Source organism: Micromonospora echinaurantiaca, assembly GCF_900090235.1.
GTDB lineage: Bacteria > Actinomycetota > Actinomycetes > Mycobacteriales > Micromonosporaceae > Micromonospora > Micromonospora echinaurantiaca.
The window spans coordinates 2201124-2216470 of record NZ_LT607750.1; the positions used below are offsets into that span (position 1 = coordinate 2201124).

The 15347-nt window shown below is 75.1% G+C and carries 16 protein-coding genes; 8 read left to right on the plus strand and 8 right to left on the minus strand.

What is annotated here, in order from left to right:
* Positions 1–4 precede the first annotated feature (4 nt).
* From dgoD to GA0070609_RS10010, 5 genes are read left to right on the plus strand one after another with little or no spacing between them, the layout of a single operon-like run.
* Positions 5–1153, plus strand: coding sequence for a galactonate dehydratase (gene dgoD, locus GA0070609_RS09990; protein ID WP_088993549.1), 1149 nt, complete (start codon positions 5–7; stop codon positions 1151–1153).
* Positions 1154–1157: 4 nt separating this feature from the next.
* Positions 1158–1796, plus strand: coding sequence for a bifunctional 4-hydroxy-2-oxoglutarate aldolase/2-dehydro-3-deoxy-phosphogluconate aldolase (locus GA0070609_RS09995; protein WP_088993550.1), 639 nt, complete (start codon positions 1158–1160; stop codon positions 1794–1796).
* The gene (locus GA0070609_RS10000) at positions 1793–2746 is read left to right on the plus strand and encodes a sugar kinase (RefSeq protein ID WP_088993551.1); all 954 of its coding nucleotides are present in this window, start codon (positions 1793–1795) and stop codon (positions 2744–2746) included. Before GA0070609_RS09995 ends, GA0070609_RS10000 begins: the two co-directional genes overlap by 4 nt.
* Complete coding sequence (gene manD, locus GA0070609_RS10005; RefSeq protein ID WP_269459292.1) at positions 2674–4011, plus strand: D-mannonate dehydratase ManD; 1338 nt, start codon at positions 2674–2676, stop codon at positions 4009–4011. The genes GA0070609_RS10000 and manD overlap by 73 nt, the downstream gene beginning before the upstream one ends.
* Complete coding sequence (locus GA0070609_RS10010) at positions 4001–4585, plus strand: gluconokinase (protein ID WP_088993553.1); 585 nt, start codon at positions 4001–4003, stop codon at positions 4583–4585. The genes manD and GA0070609_RS10010 overlap by 11 nt, the downstream gene beginning before the upstream one ends.
* On the opposite strand, the gene GA0070609_RS10015 is transcribed toward GA0070609_RS10010, so the two are convergent.
* Together GA0070609_RS10015 and GA0070609_RS10020 are read right to left on the minus strand one after the other, a co-directional pair.
* Positions 4561–4980 (minus strand): YchJ family protein, encoded by a 420-nt coding sequence (locus GA0070609_RS10015; RefSeq protein ID WP_088993554.1) that lies wholly within the window; start codon positions 4978–4980, stop codon positions 4561–4563. The genes GA0070609_RS10010 and GA0070609_RS10015 overlap by 25 nt on opposite strands.
* 114 nt (positions 4981–5094) lie before the next feature.
* Positions 5095–5523 (minus strand): histone H1 protein, encoded by a 429-nt coding sequence (locus GA0070609_RS10020; RefSeq protein WP_088993555.1) that lies wholly within the window; start codon positions 5521–5523, stop codon positions 5095–5097.
* Positions 5524–5925: 402 nt separating this feature from the next.
* Here GA0070609_RS10020 and GA0070609_RS10025 point away from each other — a divergent pair, with 402 nt between their 5' ends.
* Positions 5926–6543, plus strand: a complete 618-nt coding sequence (locus GA0070609_RS10025) for a mycothiol-dependent nitroreductase Rv2466c family protein (RefSeq protein WP_088993556.1) — start codon at positions 5926–5928, stop codon at positions 6541–6543.
* Positions 6544–6908: 365 nt separating this feature from the next.
* Here GA0070609_RS10025 and GA0070609_RS10030 read toward each other — a convergent pair whose 3' ends face one another.
* Positions 6909–7676: an SGNH/GDSL hydrolase family protein gene (locus tag GA0070609_RS10030; RefSeq protein ID WP_088993557.1), complete on the minus strand. Its 768-nt coding sequence runs from the start codon at positions 7674–7676 to the stop codon at positions 6909–6911.
* Between the two features lie 104 nt (positions 7677–7780).
* On the opposite strand from GA0070609_RS10030, the gene GA0070609_RS10035 reads away from it, so the two are divergent.
* Positions 7781–8491 (plus strand): MBL fold metallo-hydrolase, encoded by a 711-nt coding sequence (locus tag GA0070609_RS10035; RefSeq protein WP_088993558.1) that lies wholly within the window; start codon positions 7781–7783, stop codon positions 8489–8491.
* A 12-nt stretch (positions 8492–8503) separates the two neighbouring features.
* On the opposite strand, the gene GA0070609_RS10040 is transcribed toward GA0070609_RS10035, so the two are convergent.
* From GA0070609_RS10040 to GA0070609_RS10060, 5 genes are all read right to left on the minus strand, one after another.
* Entirely contained in the window at positions 8504–9613 is a 1110-nt protein-coding gene (locus GA0070609_RS10040) for a magnesium and cobalt transport protein CorA (protein WP_088997624.1), read from the minus strand.
* 85 nt (positions 9614–9698) lie between these two features.
* Complete coding sequence (locus GA0070609_RS10045) at positions 9699–10337, minus strand: class F sortase (RefSeq protein WP_408630643.1); 639 nt, start codon at positions 10335–10337, stop codon at positions 9699–9701.
* 67 nt (positions 10338–10404) lie between these two features.
* Positions 10405–10857 carry a hypothetical protein gene (locus GA0070609_RS10050; RefSeq protein WP_231928608.1) on the minus strand — a complete coding sequence of 151 codons (453 nt, stop codon included), beginning with the start codon at positions 10855–10857 and terminating at the stop codon, positions 10405–10407.
* Between the two features lie 281 nt (positions 10858–11138).
* The gene (locus tag GA0070609_RS10055; protein WP_088993561.1) at positions 11139–11816 is read right to left on the minus strand and encodes a response regulator; all 678 of its coding nucleotides are present in this window, start codon (positions 11814–11816) and stop codon (positions 11139–11141) included.
* Complete coding sequence (locus GA0070609_RS10060; protein ID WP_088993562.1) at positions 11813–12976, minus strand: sensor histidine kinase; 1164 nt, start codon at positions 12974–12976, stop codon at positions 11813–11815. Before GA0070609_RS10060 ends, GA0070609_RS10055 begins: the two co-directional genes overlap by 4 nt.
* 165 nt (positions 12977–13141) lie before the next feature.
* On the opposite strand from GA0070609_RS10060, the gene GA0070609_RS10065 reads away from it, so the two are divergent.
* Positions 13142–15319 carry an MMPL family transporter gene (locus GA0070609_RS10065; RefSeq protein ID WP_088993563.1) on the plus strand — a complete coding sequence of 726 codons (2178 nt, stop codon included), beginning with the start codon at positions 13142–13144 and terminating at the stop codon, positions 15317–15319.
* The last annotated feature ends 28 nt before the right edge of the window (positions 15320–15347 follow it).

Consider the following 15347-nt stretch of genomic DNA (forward strand, 5'->3'; position numbering starts at 1 on the left):
GGCCATGACGACGATCGCACGGGTGGAGACCTTCCTGGTCGCGCCCCGCTGGCTCTTCGTCCGGGTGGAGACCACCGACGGGATCGTCGGCTGGGGCGAGGCCACCTGCGAGGGCCGCTCGGAGACCGTCCGCACCGCCGTCGAGCAGCTCAGCGAGTTGCTGATCGGCCAGGACGCGCTGCGCATCGAGGACCACTGGCAGGTGATGACCAAGGGCTCGTTCTACCGCGGCGGGCCGATCCTGGCCAGCGCGGTCGCCGGGCTCGACCAGGCGCTCTGGGACATCGCAGGCAAGCACTTCGGCGCGCCGGTGCACCAGCTGTTCGGCGGCCCGGTCCGGGACCGGATCCGGGTCTACGGCTGGGTCGGCGGCGACGAGCCCGCCGAGGTCCGCGACCAGATCAGCGCCGCCGTCGAGAGCGGCCTGACCGCGGTGAAGATGAACGCGTCCGGGAAGATGAGCCCGGTCGCCTCGGTCGCCGAGCTCGACGGCGTGGTCCGGCGGGTGGCCGCCGCCCGCGAGGTGCTCGGCGACGAGCGGGACGTGGCGGTCGACTTCCACGGCCGGTTCAGCCTGGCCAGCGCCCGCCGGGTCGCCCCGCTGCTGGAGGAGTTCCGGCCGTTCTTCCTCGAGGAGCCGGTGGTGCCGGAGAACTCGCACCTGATCGGCGAGTTCGTCCGCTCCACCACCACCCCGGTGTCCACCGGGGAGCGGCTCTACAACCGGCAGGAGTTCCTGCCGGTGCTCCAGGCCGGCATCGCGGTCGCCCAGCCGGACCTGTCGCACGCCGGCGGCATCACCGAGGTGCGCAAGATCGCCGCGCTGGCCGAGGTGTACGACGTGCAGCTCGCCCCGCACTGCCCGCTCGGGCCGATCGCCCTGGCCGCCTGCCTCCAGGTCGGGTTCGCCACCCCGAACTACCTGATCCAGGAACAGAGCATCGGCATCCACTACAACCTCGGCGCCGAGGTGCTCGACTACTGCCTCGACAAGACCCCGCTGACCTTCGTCGACGGCTACGTCGAGCGGCTCACGGCGCCCGGCCTCGGCATCGAGATCGACGAACACGCGGTGCGGACGGCCGACAAGCGCGGCCACGCCTGGCGCAGCCCCACCTGGCGGCACCGCGACGGCTCCTACGCGGAATGGTGATCACATGACCGTCAACCTCACCGCCGAACTCGCCGACGCCCGCATCCTCGCGGTCATCCGCGGCACCGACACCGCCGGCGCGATCGCCGCCGGCACGGCCCTGCTCGAAGAGGGCGTACGCATCGTCGAGGTGGCCCTCACCACGCCGGACGCCCTGCGCGCCATCGAGGCGCTGCGCGCGGCGGCGCCCGCCGGCTCCCTGGTCGGCGCCGGCACCGTGCTCACCGCCGCCGACGTCGCCGACGTGGTCGCCGCGGGCGCCCAGTTCGTGGTCACGCCGGCCGTGGTCGAGTCGATCGCCGAGGCGGCCCGCCGGGGCGTCCCGGTCGCCGCCGGCGCGTTCACCCCGACCGAGGCGTACACCGCGATGCGGATGGGGGCCTCGGCGATCAAGCTCTTCCCGGCCTCGGTCGGCGGGCCGGCGTACCTCAAGGCGGTGCGCGACCCGTTCCCGGACATCCCGTTCGTCGCGGTCGGCGGCGTGGGCTTCGACGACGTGCCCGGCTACCTGGCCGCCGGCGCGATCGCGGTCGGCGTCGGCGGGCCGCTGGTCGGCGACGCCGCCTCCGGCGGCGACCTGGCCGCCCTGCGGGAGCGGGCCCGCACCTACCTCGCCGCGGTCCGGGAGACGGCCCGCCGATGACCGCGCCGGATCTGCTCACCTTCGGCGAGGCGATGGTGTCGCTGCGCTCGGCCGGCCCGCTCGCCGCCGGGGGTTCGCTGACCATGCACCTGGCCGGCGCCGAGTCCAACGTGGCCGTGGGGGTGGCCCGGCTGGGTCACCGGGCCGCCTGGGTCGGCCGGGTCAGCGGCGACGAGTTCGGCGAGTACACGCTGCGCCAGTTGCGCGCCGAGGGCGTCGAGGTGGCCGGCGTCAGCCGGGACGCGGACCGGCCGACCGGGCTGATGTTCCTGGAGCAGCGCACCGCCGACCTGACCCGGGTGCAGTACCACCGCGCCGGATCGGCGGCCTCCGCGCTGCGCGTCGACGACCTGCGGGCACCGCTGGCCGCCGGCGCGCGGATGCTGCACCTGACCGGGATCACCCCGGCGCTGTCCGACACCGCCCGGGAGGCCACCCGGTGGGCGGCCGAGGCCGCCGCCGCGGCCGGCATCCCGGTCTGCCTGGACGTCAACTACCGGGCCCGGCTCTGGTCCCGGGAGAGCGCCCGCGCGGTGCTCGCCCCGCTGGCCGGGCACGCCGCCATCGTCATCGCCTCCGCCGACGAGCTGGACCTCGTCGGCGAGCCGGGCGCGGACGAGTCCACCCTGGTGGCCGACCTGTTCCGCCGGGGCGTGCACACCGTCCTGGTCAAGCTGGGCGCCGACGGCGCCCGGGCGCACACCCCCGACGGGGTCCAGCACGTCGGGACGCTGACCGTGACCGCCGTCGACCCCGTCGGCGCCGGGGACGCGTTCACCGCGGGCTACCTGTCCGGCTGGTTCGACGGGCTCGACCTGCCCGGCCGACTCCGCCGGGCGGCCACCCTCGGCGCCTTCGCCGTCTCCACCAGGGGCGACTGCGAAGGACTGCCCCGCCGGGCGGAACTGTCCCTTCTCGAGGGCCACGAGACCGGAAGCGTCCTCCGTTAGCCGCCGCCACACCCCGTGCAGAAAGGCACCACCCCGTGAAGATCACCGCAGCGGACGTCATCGTCACCAGCCCGGACCGCAACTTCGTCACCCTCAAGATCACCACCGACGAGGGCATCGTCGGCCTGGGTGACGGCACGCTCAACGGCCGGGAACTGTCCGTCGCCTCGTACCTGCGCGACCACGTCGTCCCGCTGCTGATCGGCCGGGACCCGCACCGCATCGAGGACACCTGGCAGTTCCTGTACCGCTCGGCGTACTGGCGGCGCGGGCCGGTCACCATGGCGGCCATCGCCGCCGTCGACGTGGCCCTGTGGGACATCAAGGCCAAGGCCGCCGGCATGCCGCTCTACCAGCTGCTGGGCGGCGCGTCGCGCACCGGCATCATGGCGTACGGGCACGCGTCCGGCCGGGACCTGCCGGAGCTGTTCGACTCGATCCGCCGGCACCTCGACGACGGCTTCCGGTCCATCCGGGTGCAGACCTCGGTGCCGGGCATCAACGCCGTCTACGGGGTGGCCGCCCAGCCCAGCGCCGACGGCAAGCGCTACGACTACGAGCCGGCGCAGCGCATCCCGCTCCCGGCCGAGGAGGACTGGGACACCCGGGCCTACCTGCGCCACCTGCCCGGCGTCTTCGAGGCGGTGCGCAACGAGTTCGGCCCGGAACTGCCGCTGCTGCACGACGGCCACCACCGGATGACCCCGATCCAGGCCGCCAAGCTCGGCAAGGCGCTGGAGCCGTACGACCTGTTCTGGCTGGAGGACTGCACCCCGGCGGAGAACCAGGAGGCGCTGCGGCTGGTCCGCCAGCACACCACCACCCCGCTGGCCATCGGCGAGATCTTCAACACCGTCTGGGACTACCAGACCCTGATCCGCGAGCAGCTCATCGACTACGTCCGCTCGGCGGTCACCCACACCGGCGGCATCACCGCCATGCGCAAGCTGCTCGACTTCGCCGCGCAGTACCAGATCAAGTCCGGCATCCACGGCCCCACCGACATCTCGCCGGTCGGCATGGCCGCCGCCCTGCACCTGGACCTGGCGATCCACAACTTCGGCATCCAGGAGTACATGCGGCACGGCCCGCTCACCAACGAGGTGTTCCGCCAGTCGTTCACCTTCACCGACGGCTACCTGCACCCGGGCGAGCAGCCGGGCATCGGCGTGGAGCTCGACGAGACGGCCGCCGCGAAGTTCCCATACCAGCCGGCCTACCTGCCGTTCAACCGGCTCAAGGACGGCACCGTCCATGACTGGTGAGCGGCGGCCGGCCCCGGCCGGCGCCACCCGGCACGTGGTCGTGATGGGGGTGTCCGGGGCCGGCAAGACCACGGTGGCCCGGGGCATCGCCGCGCGCACCGGGCTGACCTTCGCCGAGGCCGACGAGTTCCACCCGCCGGCCAACGTGGAGCGGATGCGGGCCGGCGTGCCGCTGGACGACGCCGCGCGCCAGCCCTGGCTGCGCGAGCTGGCGGCCTGGATGGCCGCCCGGGCCGCCGAGGGCGTGTCGACGGTGCTGGCCTGCTCGGCGCTGCGCCGGTCCTACCGCGACGTGCTCCGGCAGGGACCGCCGCAGGTGGAGTTCGTGCACCTGGACGGGCCGGCCGAGGTGATCCGGGAACGGCTGTCCCAGCGGGCCGGGCACTACATGCCGGCCAGCCTGCTGGAATCGCAGCTGGCCACGCTGGAGCAGCCCGACCCGGACGAGTCGGTCCTGGTGCTCGACGTGTCGCTGACGCCGGAGGAACTGGTCGAGGCGGCGGTCGGCAAGCTCGGCCTGCCCCGGGTCGCCGACCTGACCCGCCCGGGTCACTCGGGCAGCGCGTCGAGGTAGACCCAGCGGCCGTCCTCGCGGACGAAGCGGCTGCGCTCGGCCAGGGTGCCCGACCGCCCGCCGTGCCGGTAGTGGGCCCGGAACTCGACGGTGCCGGTGGTGTCGAAGAGACCGCCCCGGTCGGTGTCGACCACGTCGAGCCGGAGCCAGCGCTGGCCCGGGTCGAGGGCCAGCCGGGCCGGCCGGGTCGAGGAGTGCCAGCTGCGCAGCAGGTAGCCGGCGTCGCCGAGGGCGAACGCGCTGAACCGGGAGCGCATCAGCGCCTCTGCGGTCGTCGCGGCCGCGGCACCCCGGTGCAGCGGGCCGCAGCAGTCCACGTACGCCGCACCCGAGCCGCACGGGCACGGCCCGGCCGGGTCGGGCGCGGCGGTGCGGCGGGCGTCAGGTGGCGGCATCAGGTCATTCTGACCCACCGCCGGGCCGGCTCCGGACCGGGCCGCCGGCAGGTCCCGGCAGCGGCGCCGCCCCGGCCCCGGCACCGGGTGCGGGCGGACCGGTGCGGCGACCGGTCAGCCGGTCGTGCGGGCGCCGCGCCGGGTGCCGTACGACTCCATCGTGGTCTTCCTGGTCGTCGTCTTCTTCGCCGGCGCCGTCGTCGTCGCGCGGGACCGGCTCGCCGCGGCCTTCTTCGCCGGCGCCTTCTTCGCCGCCGCCTTGGTGCCGGGCGCCTTCGCCGGCGCCGTCGTGCCGGGCGCCTTCGCGGCGGTCGCCGACACCCGGGGTCGCCGGGTGGGGGCGGCCGTGGCCGAGGTGTCCTTCTTCCGCGCCGCGCGGGCCGTGGTCGGCGTGGGCTTCTCGCCGGGTGTCTTGGCCGCGCTCGTCCCGGTCGCCCGCTTCGTGGCCGCCGCGACCTTCTTCGCCGCCGCCTTCCGGTTCAGCGGGCCCCCGTGGGGCCCGCCGGTCGCCCTGCTGGTACCACCGGTGGATCTGGCCGCCATCGTCCCTCCTCACGGATCCGCCCTGCCCGCCGTCGCTGGCGGGACGGGTGCTGACCGGCCGGCGCGGGCCGACGACCCGCCCGGCGCGACGGTCTTCCCGAGGCCCCAGCCGCCAAACGCCGGCCGGCGCTCGGGCGTCCGGCTTACTCGGACGGTACGCCCGGGCCTTCCACGAGGAGTACGGCTCGTCGTTCTCCCGGGTCGGCGGTCTGTTCACCGGAGCGGAGGGCCGCAAGAACGCGGCCGAGGCGGAACTGTTCGGCAGGGTGGCCGAGGTCTCCCGGCTGGCCGGGCCCGATTGGACCAGGAAACGGGACGCGGATCGGCACTGCCGGGGAGCCAATCCGGCCGGCAGGGTGGGGGACGACCGCCGACCCGACCGGAAGGACCGGAACACCCACCATGACGACGACCGCCGACATGTGGTTCGACCCGCGCTGCCCGTGGGCCTGGAACGCCTCCCGCTGGCTGCTGGAGGTGGAGCAGGTCCGGGCGGTCAGCGTCCGGTTCCACGTGATGAGCCTGTCCGTGCTCAACGAGGGCCGCGACGGGCTGGAGGAGTGGTACCAGGAGTGGCTCAAGCCGGGGATGGGCCCGGTGCGGGTGGCCATCGCCGCCGAGCAGAAGTACGGCAACGAGGTGCTGCGCGACCTCTACACGGCGCTCGGCCACCGGATCCACCACGAGCGCGCGCCGATCGGGCCGGAGCTGTACCGGGCGGCGCTGGCGGAGGTGGGACTGGCCGTCGACCTCGCCGACGCGGCGGAGTCCACCGACCACGACGAGGCGCTGCTGGCCAGCCACCACGCCGGCCTGGCGCCGGTCGGTGAGGACCTCGGCACGCCGACCATCCACGTCACCGCTGACGGCCGGCGGACCGCCTTCTTCGGCCCGGTGGTCGCCCCGATCCCGCGGGGTGAGGCGGCCGGCCGGCTCTGGGACGGGGTGCTCGCGTGCGCCGACACCGACGGGTTCTTCGAACTCAAGCGGGCCCGTACCCGCCCGCCGATCGAGCGCTGACCCCACCCGGCCGCGGTCGCGCTCCCGTGTCCGCCGCCCGCGTCGGTCTACGCCGATCGACGCCGGGCGGGCCTGCCGATCGCCGCCCGATACGCCTGCCGGTCGCGCTGGGCACGCCCGCCGATCGACGGCGACCCGGGCGCGTCGCCGTCGGCGTGTCCCGCGACCGGGGCGGTATCCCCGGGAGGTCTGATACCTGAGAGTCATCATGATGACTCTCAGGTATCGCCGTCGGAACTGGACGGCACTCGCCGGTGACACCGGCGACCGGCAAGGCGGTGCGGCGTCGCGGCGGACGGTGACGACACGGCGTCCGGGATGGCGCGCTGTCGGCGTGGCCGGGGGCCGGGGGTGGCGCGGTCGGCTCAGGGGAGGTCGACGGGCAACGGCACCGGGCGCTTGGCGACCCGGTCGTCACCGGAGGACCGGCCGCGCAGGTGCCGGCCCAGCCAGGGCAGCAGGTGCCGGCGGGCCCACGCCAGCTCGGCGCGGACCACCTCGTGGCGGTGCCGGCGCGGCGCGGCGGCCAGCGGCAGCGACCAGCCGTCGTCGGCGCCGGGCAGGCCGACGGTGTGCGCCAGCGCCGCGGCGATCCGCTCGTGCCCGGCGCTGTTGGCGTGCAACCGGTCGTCGCTCCACAGCCGGGGGTCCGAGGCGACCGGGTGGGCGCCGAGGTCCAGCAGAGTTGCCCCGGTACGCGCGGTGGCCGCGCGCAGCGCCGCGTTGAGCGCGAGCACCCGACCGCGCAGCGGGCGGGCCACCGGCATCACCGGCACCGGGTCGGGCAGCGTGAAGGTCAGCACGGTCGCCCCCTGCCCGACCAGGGCGTGCTGCATCGCCTCGACGTCGGCGGCCACCCGGGCGGCGTCGAAGGACGGGCGCAGCACGTCGTTCATGCCGGCCACCACGGTGGCCAGGTCCGGCGCCAGATCGAGCGCGACCGGCAGCTGCTCGGCCCGGATCCGGGCGGCGGTTCGGCCCCGGATGGCCAGGTTCGCGTACTCCAGCCCGCCCTGGGCGCGGGCCACCGCGAGGGCGAACCGGTCCGCCCAGCCCCGGTAGCCACCGCCGCCGTCGGGGTCGTCGAGCCCTTCGGTGGTGCTGTCGCCGATCGCCACGTACCGCCGCCACATCACGGCGCCGAGGGTAGCGAAACGGGGCAGGGCCGGGCCCGCCGTGGTCGCCGGCAGGATCCGCGGGACAGCGACGGGCGACGATGGGCCGGTAGACTCGGCCGATGGCGCGATCTGCCGCGATTCCGCTCGCCCCGGGGGTCTGGCGCATCCCCACCGTCGGCCGCGCGTTCATCAACTCCTACGCCCTGGCCGACGACGACGGCAGCGTCACGCTCGTCGACTGTGGGGTGAAGCGGGCGCCGGCCCGGATCGTGCGCGGGTTGGCCGCGATCGGCCGGACACCGGCCGACGTCACCCGGATCGTGCTGACCCACGCCCACCCCGACCACGCCGGCGGGGCCGCCGAGGTGGCTCGCCGCACCGGCGCCCCGGTCGCCGTGCACGCCGCCGACGCGGGCTACGCCGAGGCGGGCCAGGCCCCGCCCCGGGACCCGGCGGTCACCGGGGCGCGGCTCTTCGCCCGGCTCCCCGGCGGCCGCTTCCCGGCCGTCGGCGTGGCGCAGCAACTCGCCGACGGCGACGTGCTGCCGGTCGGCGGCGGCCTGCGGGTGGTGCACACCCCCGGCCACTCGCCGGGGCACGTCTCGCTGCTGCACGAGCCGACCCGGGTGCTGATCACCGGCGACGCGCTGTTCAACGTCGCCGGCGTCCGCTGGCCGGTCAAGCTCTTCTGCACCGACTTCCGGATGACCCAGCGGACCGCGCACGTGCTCGGCGAGCTCGACTACGACGTGGCCGCCTTCACCCACGGCCCGGAGATCACCGACAACGCCCGCGAACGCGTCCGCGCCTTCCTCACCCGGCTCCGCTGAGCGCGCCGCGGCTCAGAGCCAGCCGGAGCGGCGGAACAGGCGGTGCAGGATGAACGCGACCGCCGCCATCAGACCGAGTGCCGCGAAATAGCCGTAGCGCCAGCCCAGCTCCGGCATGTTGGTGAAGTTCATGCCGTAGATGCCGGCGATGCCGGTCTGGGTGGCGGCGATGGCGGCCCACGCCGCGATCTTGCGCATGTCGTTGTTCTGCTCCACGGTCAACTGGGTCAGCCGGGACTGCACGATCGAGGTGAGCAGGTCGTCGTAGGCGGCGACCCGGTCCACGGCCCGGGCCAGCCGGCCGTCCACGTCGGCGAACCACCGGTGCAGCCCGCGCGGCAGGCCGTCCGGCCGCGGTTCCAGCAGCAGCGAGCGCAGCGGCGCCTGCAACGGCAGCACCGCCCGCTTGAACTCCACCACCTCCCGCTTGAGCTGGTAGAGCTGCTGGATATCGGCGGACCGGTCCCGGGCGAAGACGTGCTCCTCGGCCCGCTCCAGGTCCCGCTCGACGTGCCCGGCCACCTCCAGGTAGAGGTCCACCATGCGCGAGCAGACCGCGTACGCCACCGCCCACGGCCCCTCGGCCAGCACCGCCGGCCGGCCCTGGATCTCCTCGCGTACCGGGGTCAGCGCACCGGAGGCGCCGTGCCGGACGGTGATGACGAACCGGTCGCCGAGGAAGACCATGACGTCGCCGGTGTCGATCACCTCGGAGGTGTCGGTCAGCTCGTGCTGCCCGACGTAGCCGGCGGTGCGCAGCACCAGCAGGGTGACGTCGCCGTGCCGCTGCACGGTGGGCCGGTGACCGTCGGCGAGCGCCTGGGCGACGGCGAACTCGTCCAGGCCGAACGTGCGGCCGACGGCCGCCATCACCGCCGCGCCGGGGTCGTGCAGGCCGAGCCAGACGAAGGCGTTACGGCCGCGCCGGGCCCCGGCGTACGCGTCGGCGTAGTGCGGTCGGCCCGGTTCGCGGCGGCCGTTGACGTAGACCGCGCAGTCCACCACCGCGTCCGGGTTGATCCGCCGGCGGGGTGCCGGGACGGCCGCGGGGGCGGGCCGGCCGAGCAGCCGGGTGACCAGTTTCGTCAGCCGCACCCGGGGCCGTACGGGTTGCTGCTCCACGTCCACCTCCGCGTCGCCGGGCACTGACCCGACACCGTACGCGGATCATGGCCGGTGTCGTGTCCGGCCGCCGACCGTCGGCGGGTCAACCCGTCCGGGTGGCGAAGACGACGACGTTGTCGACGTAGTTACCGCTGCGCTCGTCGAACCGGCCGCCGCAGGTGACCAGGCGCAGGCCGGCGGCCGGGTTCGGGCCGTAGACGAGTTCGGCGGGGAACCGGTCCTTCGGGTACGCCGCCACACCGTCCACGGTGAACGTCGCCACGCCGGCGTCGGCGCGGGTGACCCGAACCTCGTCGCCGCGGCGCAGCCGGCCCAGGTCGAAGAAGACGGCCGGGCCGGTGGGGGCGTCCACGTGCCCGACGATCACCGCGTTGCCGGTCTCGCCGGGGCTGACGCCGAGGGAGTACCAGCCGGTCAGGCCGGGCCGGTCCAGGGGCGGCACCTCCAGGACCCCGGCCGCGTCGGCCGCGACGGGCACCACCTCCGCGCGTACGCCGATGGCCGGGACCTCGACCCGGACGGGGTCGGCGCGGGGCAGCGGCGGCAGGGTGGGCGCGGGCCGGGGGGTGACCGGCGCCTCGGCGGCGTCCGGCCGTGGTGGTCGGGTCGGCGCGGCGGTCAGCCCGGACGCGATCAGCCCGAGCCCGGCCGTGCCGAGCAGCCCCACCGCCGCGACGGCCGCACCCGGCCCGCGCCACCACACGTCAGCACCTCCGGGCACGCTCGGTCCGGGTGCCCGCGCCGGCGTCGGCGCGGGCACCCGTTTCAGGGATGGTGTGTCGGTCGGGTCAGGCGGCGCCGGCAGGGTGTCGCCGGCGGCGGGCCAGGATGAGAGCGCCGCCCACGGCGGTGCCGAGCAGCGTGGCGCCGGCGGCGAGCGAACCGGTGCCGTCCGTTCCGTCGCCGCCTCCGGCGGGTGCGCCGCCGATCGGCGTGACGGTGAAGGTGGCGCTGCCGGCCGAGCTGCCGTCGCCGCAGGTGGCGGTGACCGTGTAGGTCCCCAGGGTGAACCCGGCGGTGAAGAGTTCGGCGCTCAGCCCGCCGCCGGCCGCGGCGGTGGTGGACCGGACGTTGATGTCACGGTTGGGACCGGTGACGCGGAAGATCGCGTCGCCGGACTTCGGATTGCAGGTCGTCGCGGTGAGCACGACGGTCCCGCCGACCGGGGTGCTGGCCGGTGACACGATGGTCTCGGCCAGCGCGGCGCCCGGGAGCAGCAGCGTGCCGAGACCCACGCCCACCGCCGCCGATACGAGAACTGTCTTAGCCTTCATACGCGTCTTCCCTCACATTTCGTCCGCTGACTGCGTGGGACGTCGTTCGGGTGGCCAACTCCGTGACTAGCACCGGTGTGCCCAACACTAGGAGGGTTGGGCCCTCGATCCGGTGAAAATGAGAAATCTTCGTTGCCGTCACGTGTCCACCCGGCGGCGGCCGAAGCCGCAGGTGGGAGGCGATACGCGGGACGCGAGCCCCGCGAGGAAAGCCGCCGTTGCGCACTCTCCGCGGCGTACGTTCCGCCTCAGCCGGGACCCCGCCGCCCCGGGCGGACGATCCCGGTCTCGTAGCAGAGCACCACGGCCTGCACCCGGTCGCGCAGCCCCAGCTTGGCCAGGATCCGCTTGACGTGGGTCTTCACGGTCGACTCCTCGATCACCAGCTCGGCGGCGATCTCGGTGTTGGACAGCCCTCGGGCCACTCGTTCCAGCACGTCCCGCTCGCGCGGGGTCAGCTCCGCCAGCCGCCGGCGCAGCGCCGGATCGACCGGCTCGTCGTGGTCGACCATCCGGCTGATCACCGTACGGGTCACCGCGGGGGAGAGCAGCGCCTCGCCGCCGGCCACGGTGTGGATCCCGGCGATCAGCTGCTCCGGCCGGGTGCGTTTGAGCACGAACCCGGACGCCCCGGCACGCAGCGCGCCGAAGACGTAGTCCTCGTCCTCGAAGGTGGTCAGCACCAGCACCCGGGCCCGGCCGCCCGCGGCCACGATCTCCCGGGTCGCGCTCACCCCGTCCAGCCGGGGCATCCGCACGTCCATCAGCACCACGTCCGGGTCGAGCGCCCGGCTGCGCTCGACCGCCTGCCGCCCGTCGGCGGCCTCGCCGACCACCTCGATGCGGTCGTCGACCGACAGCACCGCGCGCAGGCCGGCGCGCATCAGGTCGTCGTCGTCGACCAGCAGCAGCCGCAGCGCACTCATCGGCCGACCCCGTCGTACGGCAGACGGGCCCGCAGCCGGAACTCGCCCTGCTCGGCCGCGGTCTCCAGGGTTCCGCCCAGCATGGTCGCCCGCTCCCGCATGCCCACGATGCCGTGCCGCCGCCCCCGCACGCCGGCGGGCGTCGCCGGGGCGGGGTTGCTCACCGCGATCTCCACCGCGTCGGCGCGGAAGTCCACGGCGACCCGCGCCGTGCCGCAGCCGTGCCGGGCGGCGTTGGTCAGCGACTCCTGCAGGATCCGGTAGGCAGCCCAGGAGACGCTGCGGGGCAACGCCCGGTCCGGGCCGTTCAGCTCGGCGTCGATGCGCAGCCCGTCGACCCGGTGCCGGTCCAGCAACTCCTCCAGCGCCCCCGGGTCGGCCGGTACGGGTTCGGCGTCGTCGTCGCGCAGTGCCCGTACCAGTCGCTCCATCTCGACGATGGTGCTCCGGGCCACCTCCTCCACGGTGGCGATGGCGCGCAGCGACCGCTGCGGGTCCCGGTCGTGCGTCAGCCGGGCCGCGCCGGCCTGCACCAGGATCACGTTGACCGCGTGGCCGGCGGAGTCGTGCAACTCCCGGGCGATGCGGGTGCGCTCCTCGGCCACCGCCAGCCGGCGCTCGCGTTCGATCTCCCGGGCGGCGCGGGCGGCCCGCTCCTCCAGCTCGTCGATCCGCTCCCGGCGTACCCGGGACAGCTCGCCGGCCAGCCAGGCGCCCGCGAACGTCAGCGCCCAGGCGCCGATCCCGGAGACCACCCCGTGGCCGCGGAAGCCGGCCGCGGCGTACGCCCCGGCGGCCACCGGGACGAACGCCCCGACGGCCAGCCGGGCCGCCCAGCGCCGGCCGCGCCGCGGGTCGCCGCCGTACACCGCGGCCAGGGTGTAGATCGCGACGGCGCAGCTGAACGGAAAGTCCAGCGGGTAGCGCAGCACGAGCAGGGCGGCGGTGCCGACGGCGGTGCCGAGGTACGCCACCAGGGGCGCCCGGCGCCGGACCAGCAGCGGCAGACAGGCCGCGGCGACCAGCGCCACGCCGGTGGCGTCCAGGGCGGTCGCGTCCGGCGACGGCGTGCCGATCCCGTCGAGGACGAGCACCAGCAGCGACGCGGCGAGCACGGACACCGTCACGCCGGCGTCCACCAACTGGTCACGACGGGTCACGACACCGAGGTTAGCGGGGGTGCGGCGGCCCCCGAATCACCCGGCGGGAGCATCCGTCCTCCCTCCCCGGGGGTACGCGGAGATCACCACCCGGGGCGTCGCCGGGTGCGGCCCGGCGCTCCTAGCGTCGGCGGCACCCGTGCACGTCAGGAGGTCGTCCCCGCGATGGTCCAGTCCAGTTCGGCGCCGAGCGCGCCCCCGACAACCCCACCCGCCAGCCGGTTCGAGCGACTGGCCGGCTGGGCCCACCGGCACCGGTGGCAGGCCCTGCTCGCCTGGTTGGTGACGCTGATCGCGGTCAGCGTCGGCGCGCAACTCGTCGGCGCGAACTACCGCAACGACGTCTCGCTGCCCGGCACGGAGTCGCAGCGGGCGCTGGACACGCTGCGCGAGCGGGCGCCGGTCGCGGCGAACACCAGCGTGCAGCTCGTGCTGGCCGACCCGGCCGGGCTGGAGCGACCGGCGACCCGGGACCGGGTGGGGCAGCTGCTCGACCGGGTACGCGGTCTGCCCTCGGTCGCCGAGGCCCGCGACCCGTACGCCGATCCCGGCGCCCTCTCCGCCGACCGGACGGTCGGCTACGCCACGGTGACCCTCACCGGGCAGGCCGGTGACGTGCCGGACGAGGACGTCCGGCGGCTGGTCGACACCGCTCAGGACGCCGCCGGCGACGGGCTGCGGGTGGAGGTCGGCGGCGACCCGGTGGTGGCCGTGGAGGAGGGCGGCGGCGGACCGGCGGAGGGCATCGGCCTGCTCGCGGCGTTGGTGATCCTCGTCGTGCTCTTCGGCTCGGTGCTCGCGGCCAGCCTGCCGATCATCATCGCGGTCTTCGCCGTCGGCACCGCGATGGGGCTGGTCCTGCTCGCCTCACACGTCGCGACGGTCGCCGACTACACCACCCCGCTGATGGCCCTGGTCGGCCTCGGCGTCGGCATCGACTACGCGCTGCTGCTCTTCTCCCGCTACCGCGCGGAACTGCTCGCCGGGGCGAACCCCGAGCAGGCCGGACGCCGGGCGGTGGACACCGCCGGCCGGACCGTGCTGTTCGCCGGCACCACGGTGATCCTGGCCCTGCTCGGCCTGGTGGTGCTCGGCCTGGGCTCGTTGCAGGGCGTGGCGGTCGCCGTGGCGGTGACCGTGGCGGCCACCATGGCCGCCGCGCTGGTCCTGCTGCCCGCGCTGCTCGGCGTGATGGGCGGCCGGATCGAGCGGACGGTACGCCGGCGGGCCACCCGCCGCCGCGGCGACGGGTCGCGCTGGGCGGCCTGGTCGACCCTGGTGCAGCGGCACCCGTGGACGGCCACCGTGGTAGCGGTCGGTGCCCTGCTGGCGCTGGCCGTGCCGGTGCTCGACATGCGGCTGGGCATCGCCGACCCGGGCAACGGCGCGCCGGAGCGCACCAGCCGGCAGGCGTACGACCTGCTGGCCGAGGGTTTCGGCCCCGGCTTCAACGGGCCACTGGTGGTGGTGGTCGACGCCACCGCCGCGCCGGGTGGCAACGCGCGGGCGGCGGCCGAGGCGGCCCGCCCGGTGCTGGCCGGCACGGCCGGTGTCGCCACGGTCGTGCCGCCCGTACCGACCGCGGACGACCGGGTCGCCACGATGATCGTCATGCCGGACGCCAAGCCGCAGGACGCCCATACCCAGCAACTGGTGGACCGGTTGCGCACCGACGTGCTGCCCGGGCTGGGCGGCCCGGGGGTGAGCTTCCTGGTCGGCGGGACCACTGCGGCGACGGTGGACTTCTCGACCGCCGTGGCCGACCGGCTGCCGCTGTTCGTGCTGGTCGTGGTGGGACTCTCCACCCTGCTGCTGGTCCTGGTGTTCCGCTCGCTGCTGATCCCGCTCAAGGCCGCGCTGCTCAACCTGCTCAGCGTCGCCGCGTCGCTGGGCGCGATCACGCTGGTGTTCCAACACGGCGTGCTCGCCGACGCGCTCGGCGTCCAGCCGGGCCCGGTCGAGGCGTTCGTGCCGGTGCTGATCTTCGCGATCGCGTTCGGGTTGTCGATGGACTACGAGATCTTCCTGCTCGCCCGGATGCACGAGCACTGGGAGCAGCACCAGGACGCCCCGGCCGCGGTCCGCCACGGTATGGCGACCACCGGCCGGATCATCACCGCCGCCGCGGCGATCATGGTGGTGGTGTTCGGCTCGTTCCTGTTCGACCCGGGCCGGATGCTCAAGCAGTTCGGCCTCGGGCTGGCCGTGGCGGTGCTGGTCGACGCGCTGGTCATCCGGTGCCTGATCGTGCCGGCCGTGATGCAGCTGTTCGGCCGGCGCGCCTGGTGGCTGCCCGCCTGGCTGGCCCGGCGGCTGCCCCGGCTCGCCCTCGAACACCGCTGACGGCGACGCCGGGAGGTGGTGCCGCCCG

Excerpts from the sequence above, each read along its gene's own strand:
- GA0070609_RS10030 (WP_088993557.1), bottom strand. The coding sequence starts at position 7,676 with ATGTGGCGGCGGTACGTGGCGATCGGCGACAGCACCACCGAAGGGCTC.
- GA0070609_RS09995 (WP_088993550.1), top strand. The coding sequence starts at position 1,158 with ATGACCGTCAACCTCACCGCCGAACTCGCCGACGCCCGCATCCTCGCG.
- dgoD (WP_088993549.1), top strand. The coding sequence starts at position 5 with ATGACGACGATCGCACGGGTGGAGACCTTCCTGGTCGCGCCCCGCTGG.
- GA0070609_RS10035 (WP_088993558.1), top strand. The coding sequence starts at position 7,781 with ATGGCGCGATCTGCCGCGATTCCGCTCGCCCCGGGGGTCTGGCGCATC.
- GA0070609_RS10020 (WP_088993555.1), bottom strand. The coding sequence starts at position 5,523 with ATGGCGGCCAGATCCACCGGTGGTACCAGCAGGGCGACCGGCGGGCCC.
- GA0070609_RS10025 (WP_088993556.1), top strand. The coding sequence starts at position 5,926 with ATGACGACGACCGCCGACATGTGGTTCGACCCGCGCTGCCCGTGGGCC.
- GA0070609_RS10065 (WP_088993563.1), top strand. The coding sequence starts at position 13,142 with ATGGTCCAGTCCAGTTCGGCGCCGAGCGCGCCCCCGACAACCCCACCC.
- GA0070609_RS10015 (WP_088993554.1), bottom strand. The coding sequence starts at position 4,980 with ATGCCGCCACCTGACGCCCGCCGCACCGCCGCGCCCGACCCGGCCGGG.
- GA0070609_RS10000 (WP_088993551.1), top strand. The coding sequence starts at position 1,793 with ATGACCGCGCCGGATCTGCTCACCTTCGGCGAGGCGATGGTGTCGCTG.
- GA0070609_RS10010 (WP_088993553.1), top strand. The coding sequence starts at position 4,001 with ATGACTGGTGAGCGGCGGCCGGCCCCGGCCGGCGCCACCCGGCACGTG.
- GA0070609_RS10055 (WP_088993561.1), bottom strand. The coding sequence starts at position 11,816 with ATGAGTGCGCTGCGGCTGCTGCTGGTCGACGACGACGACCTGATGCGC.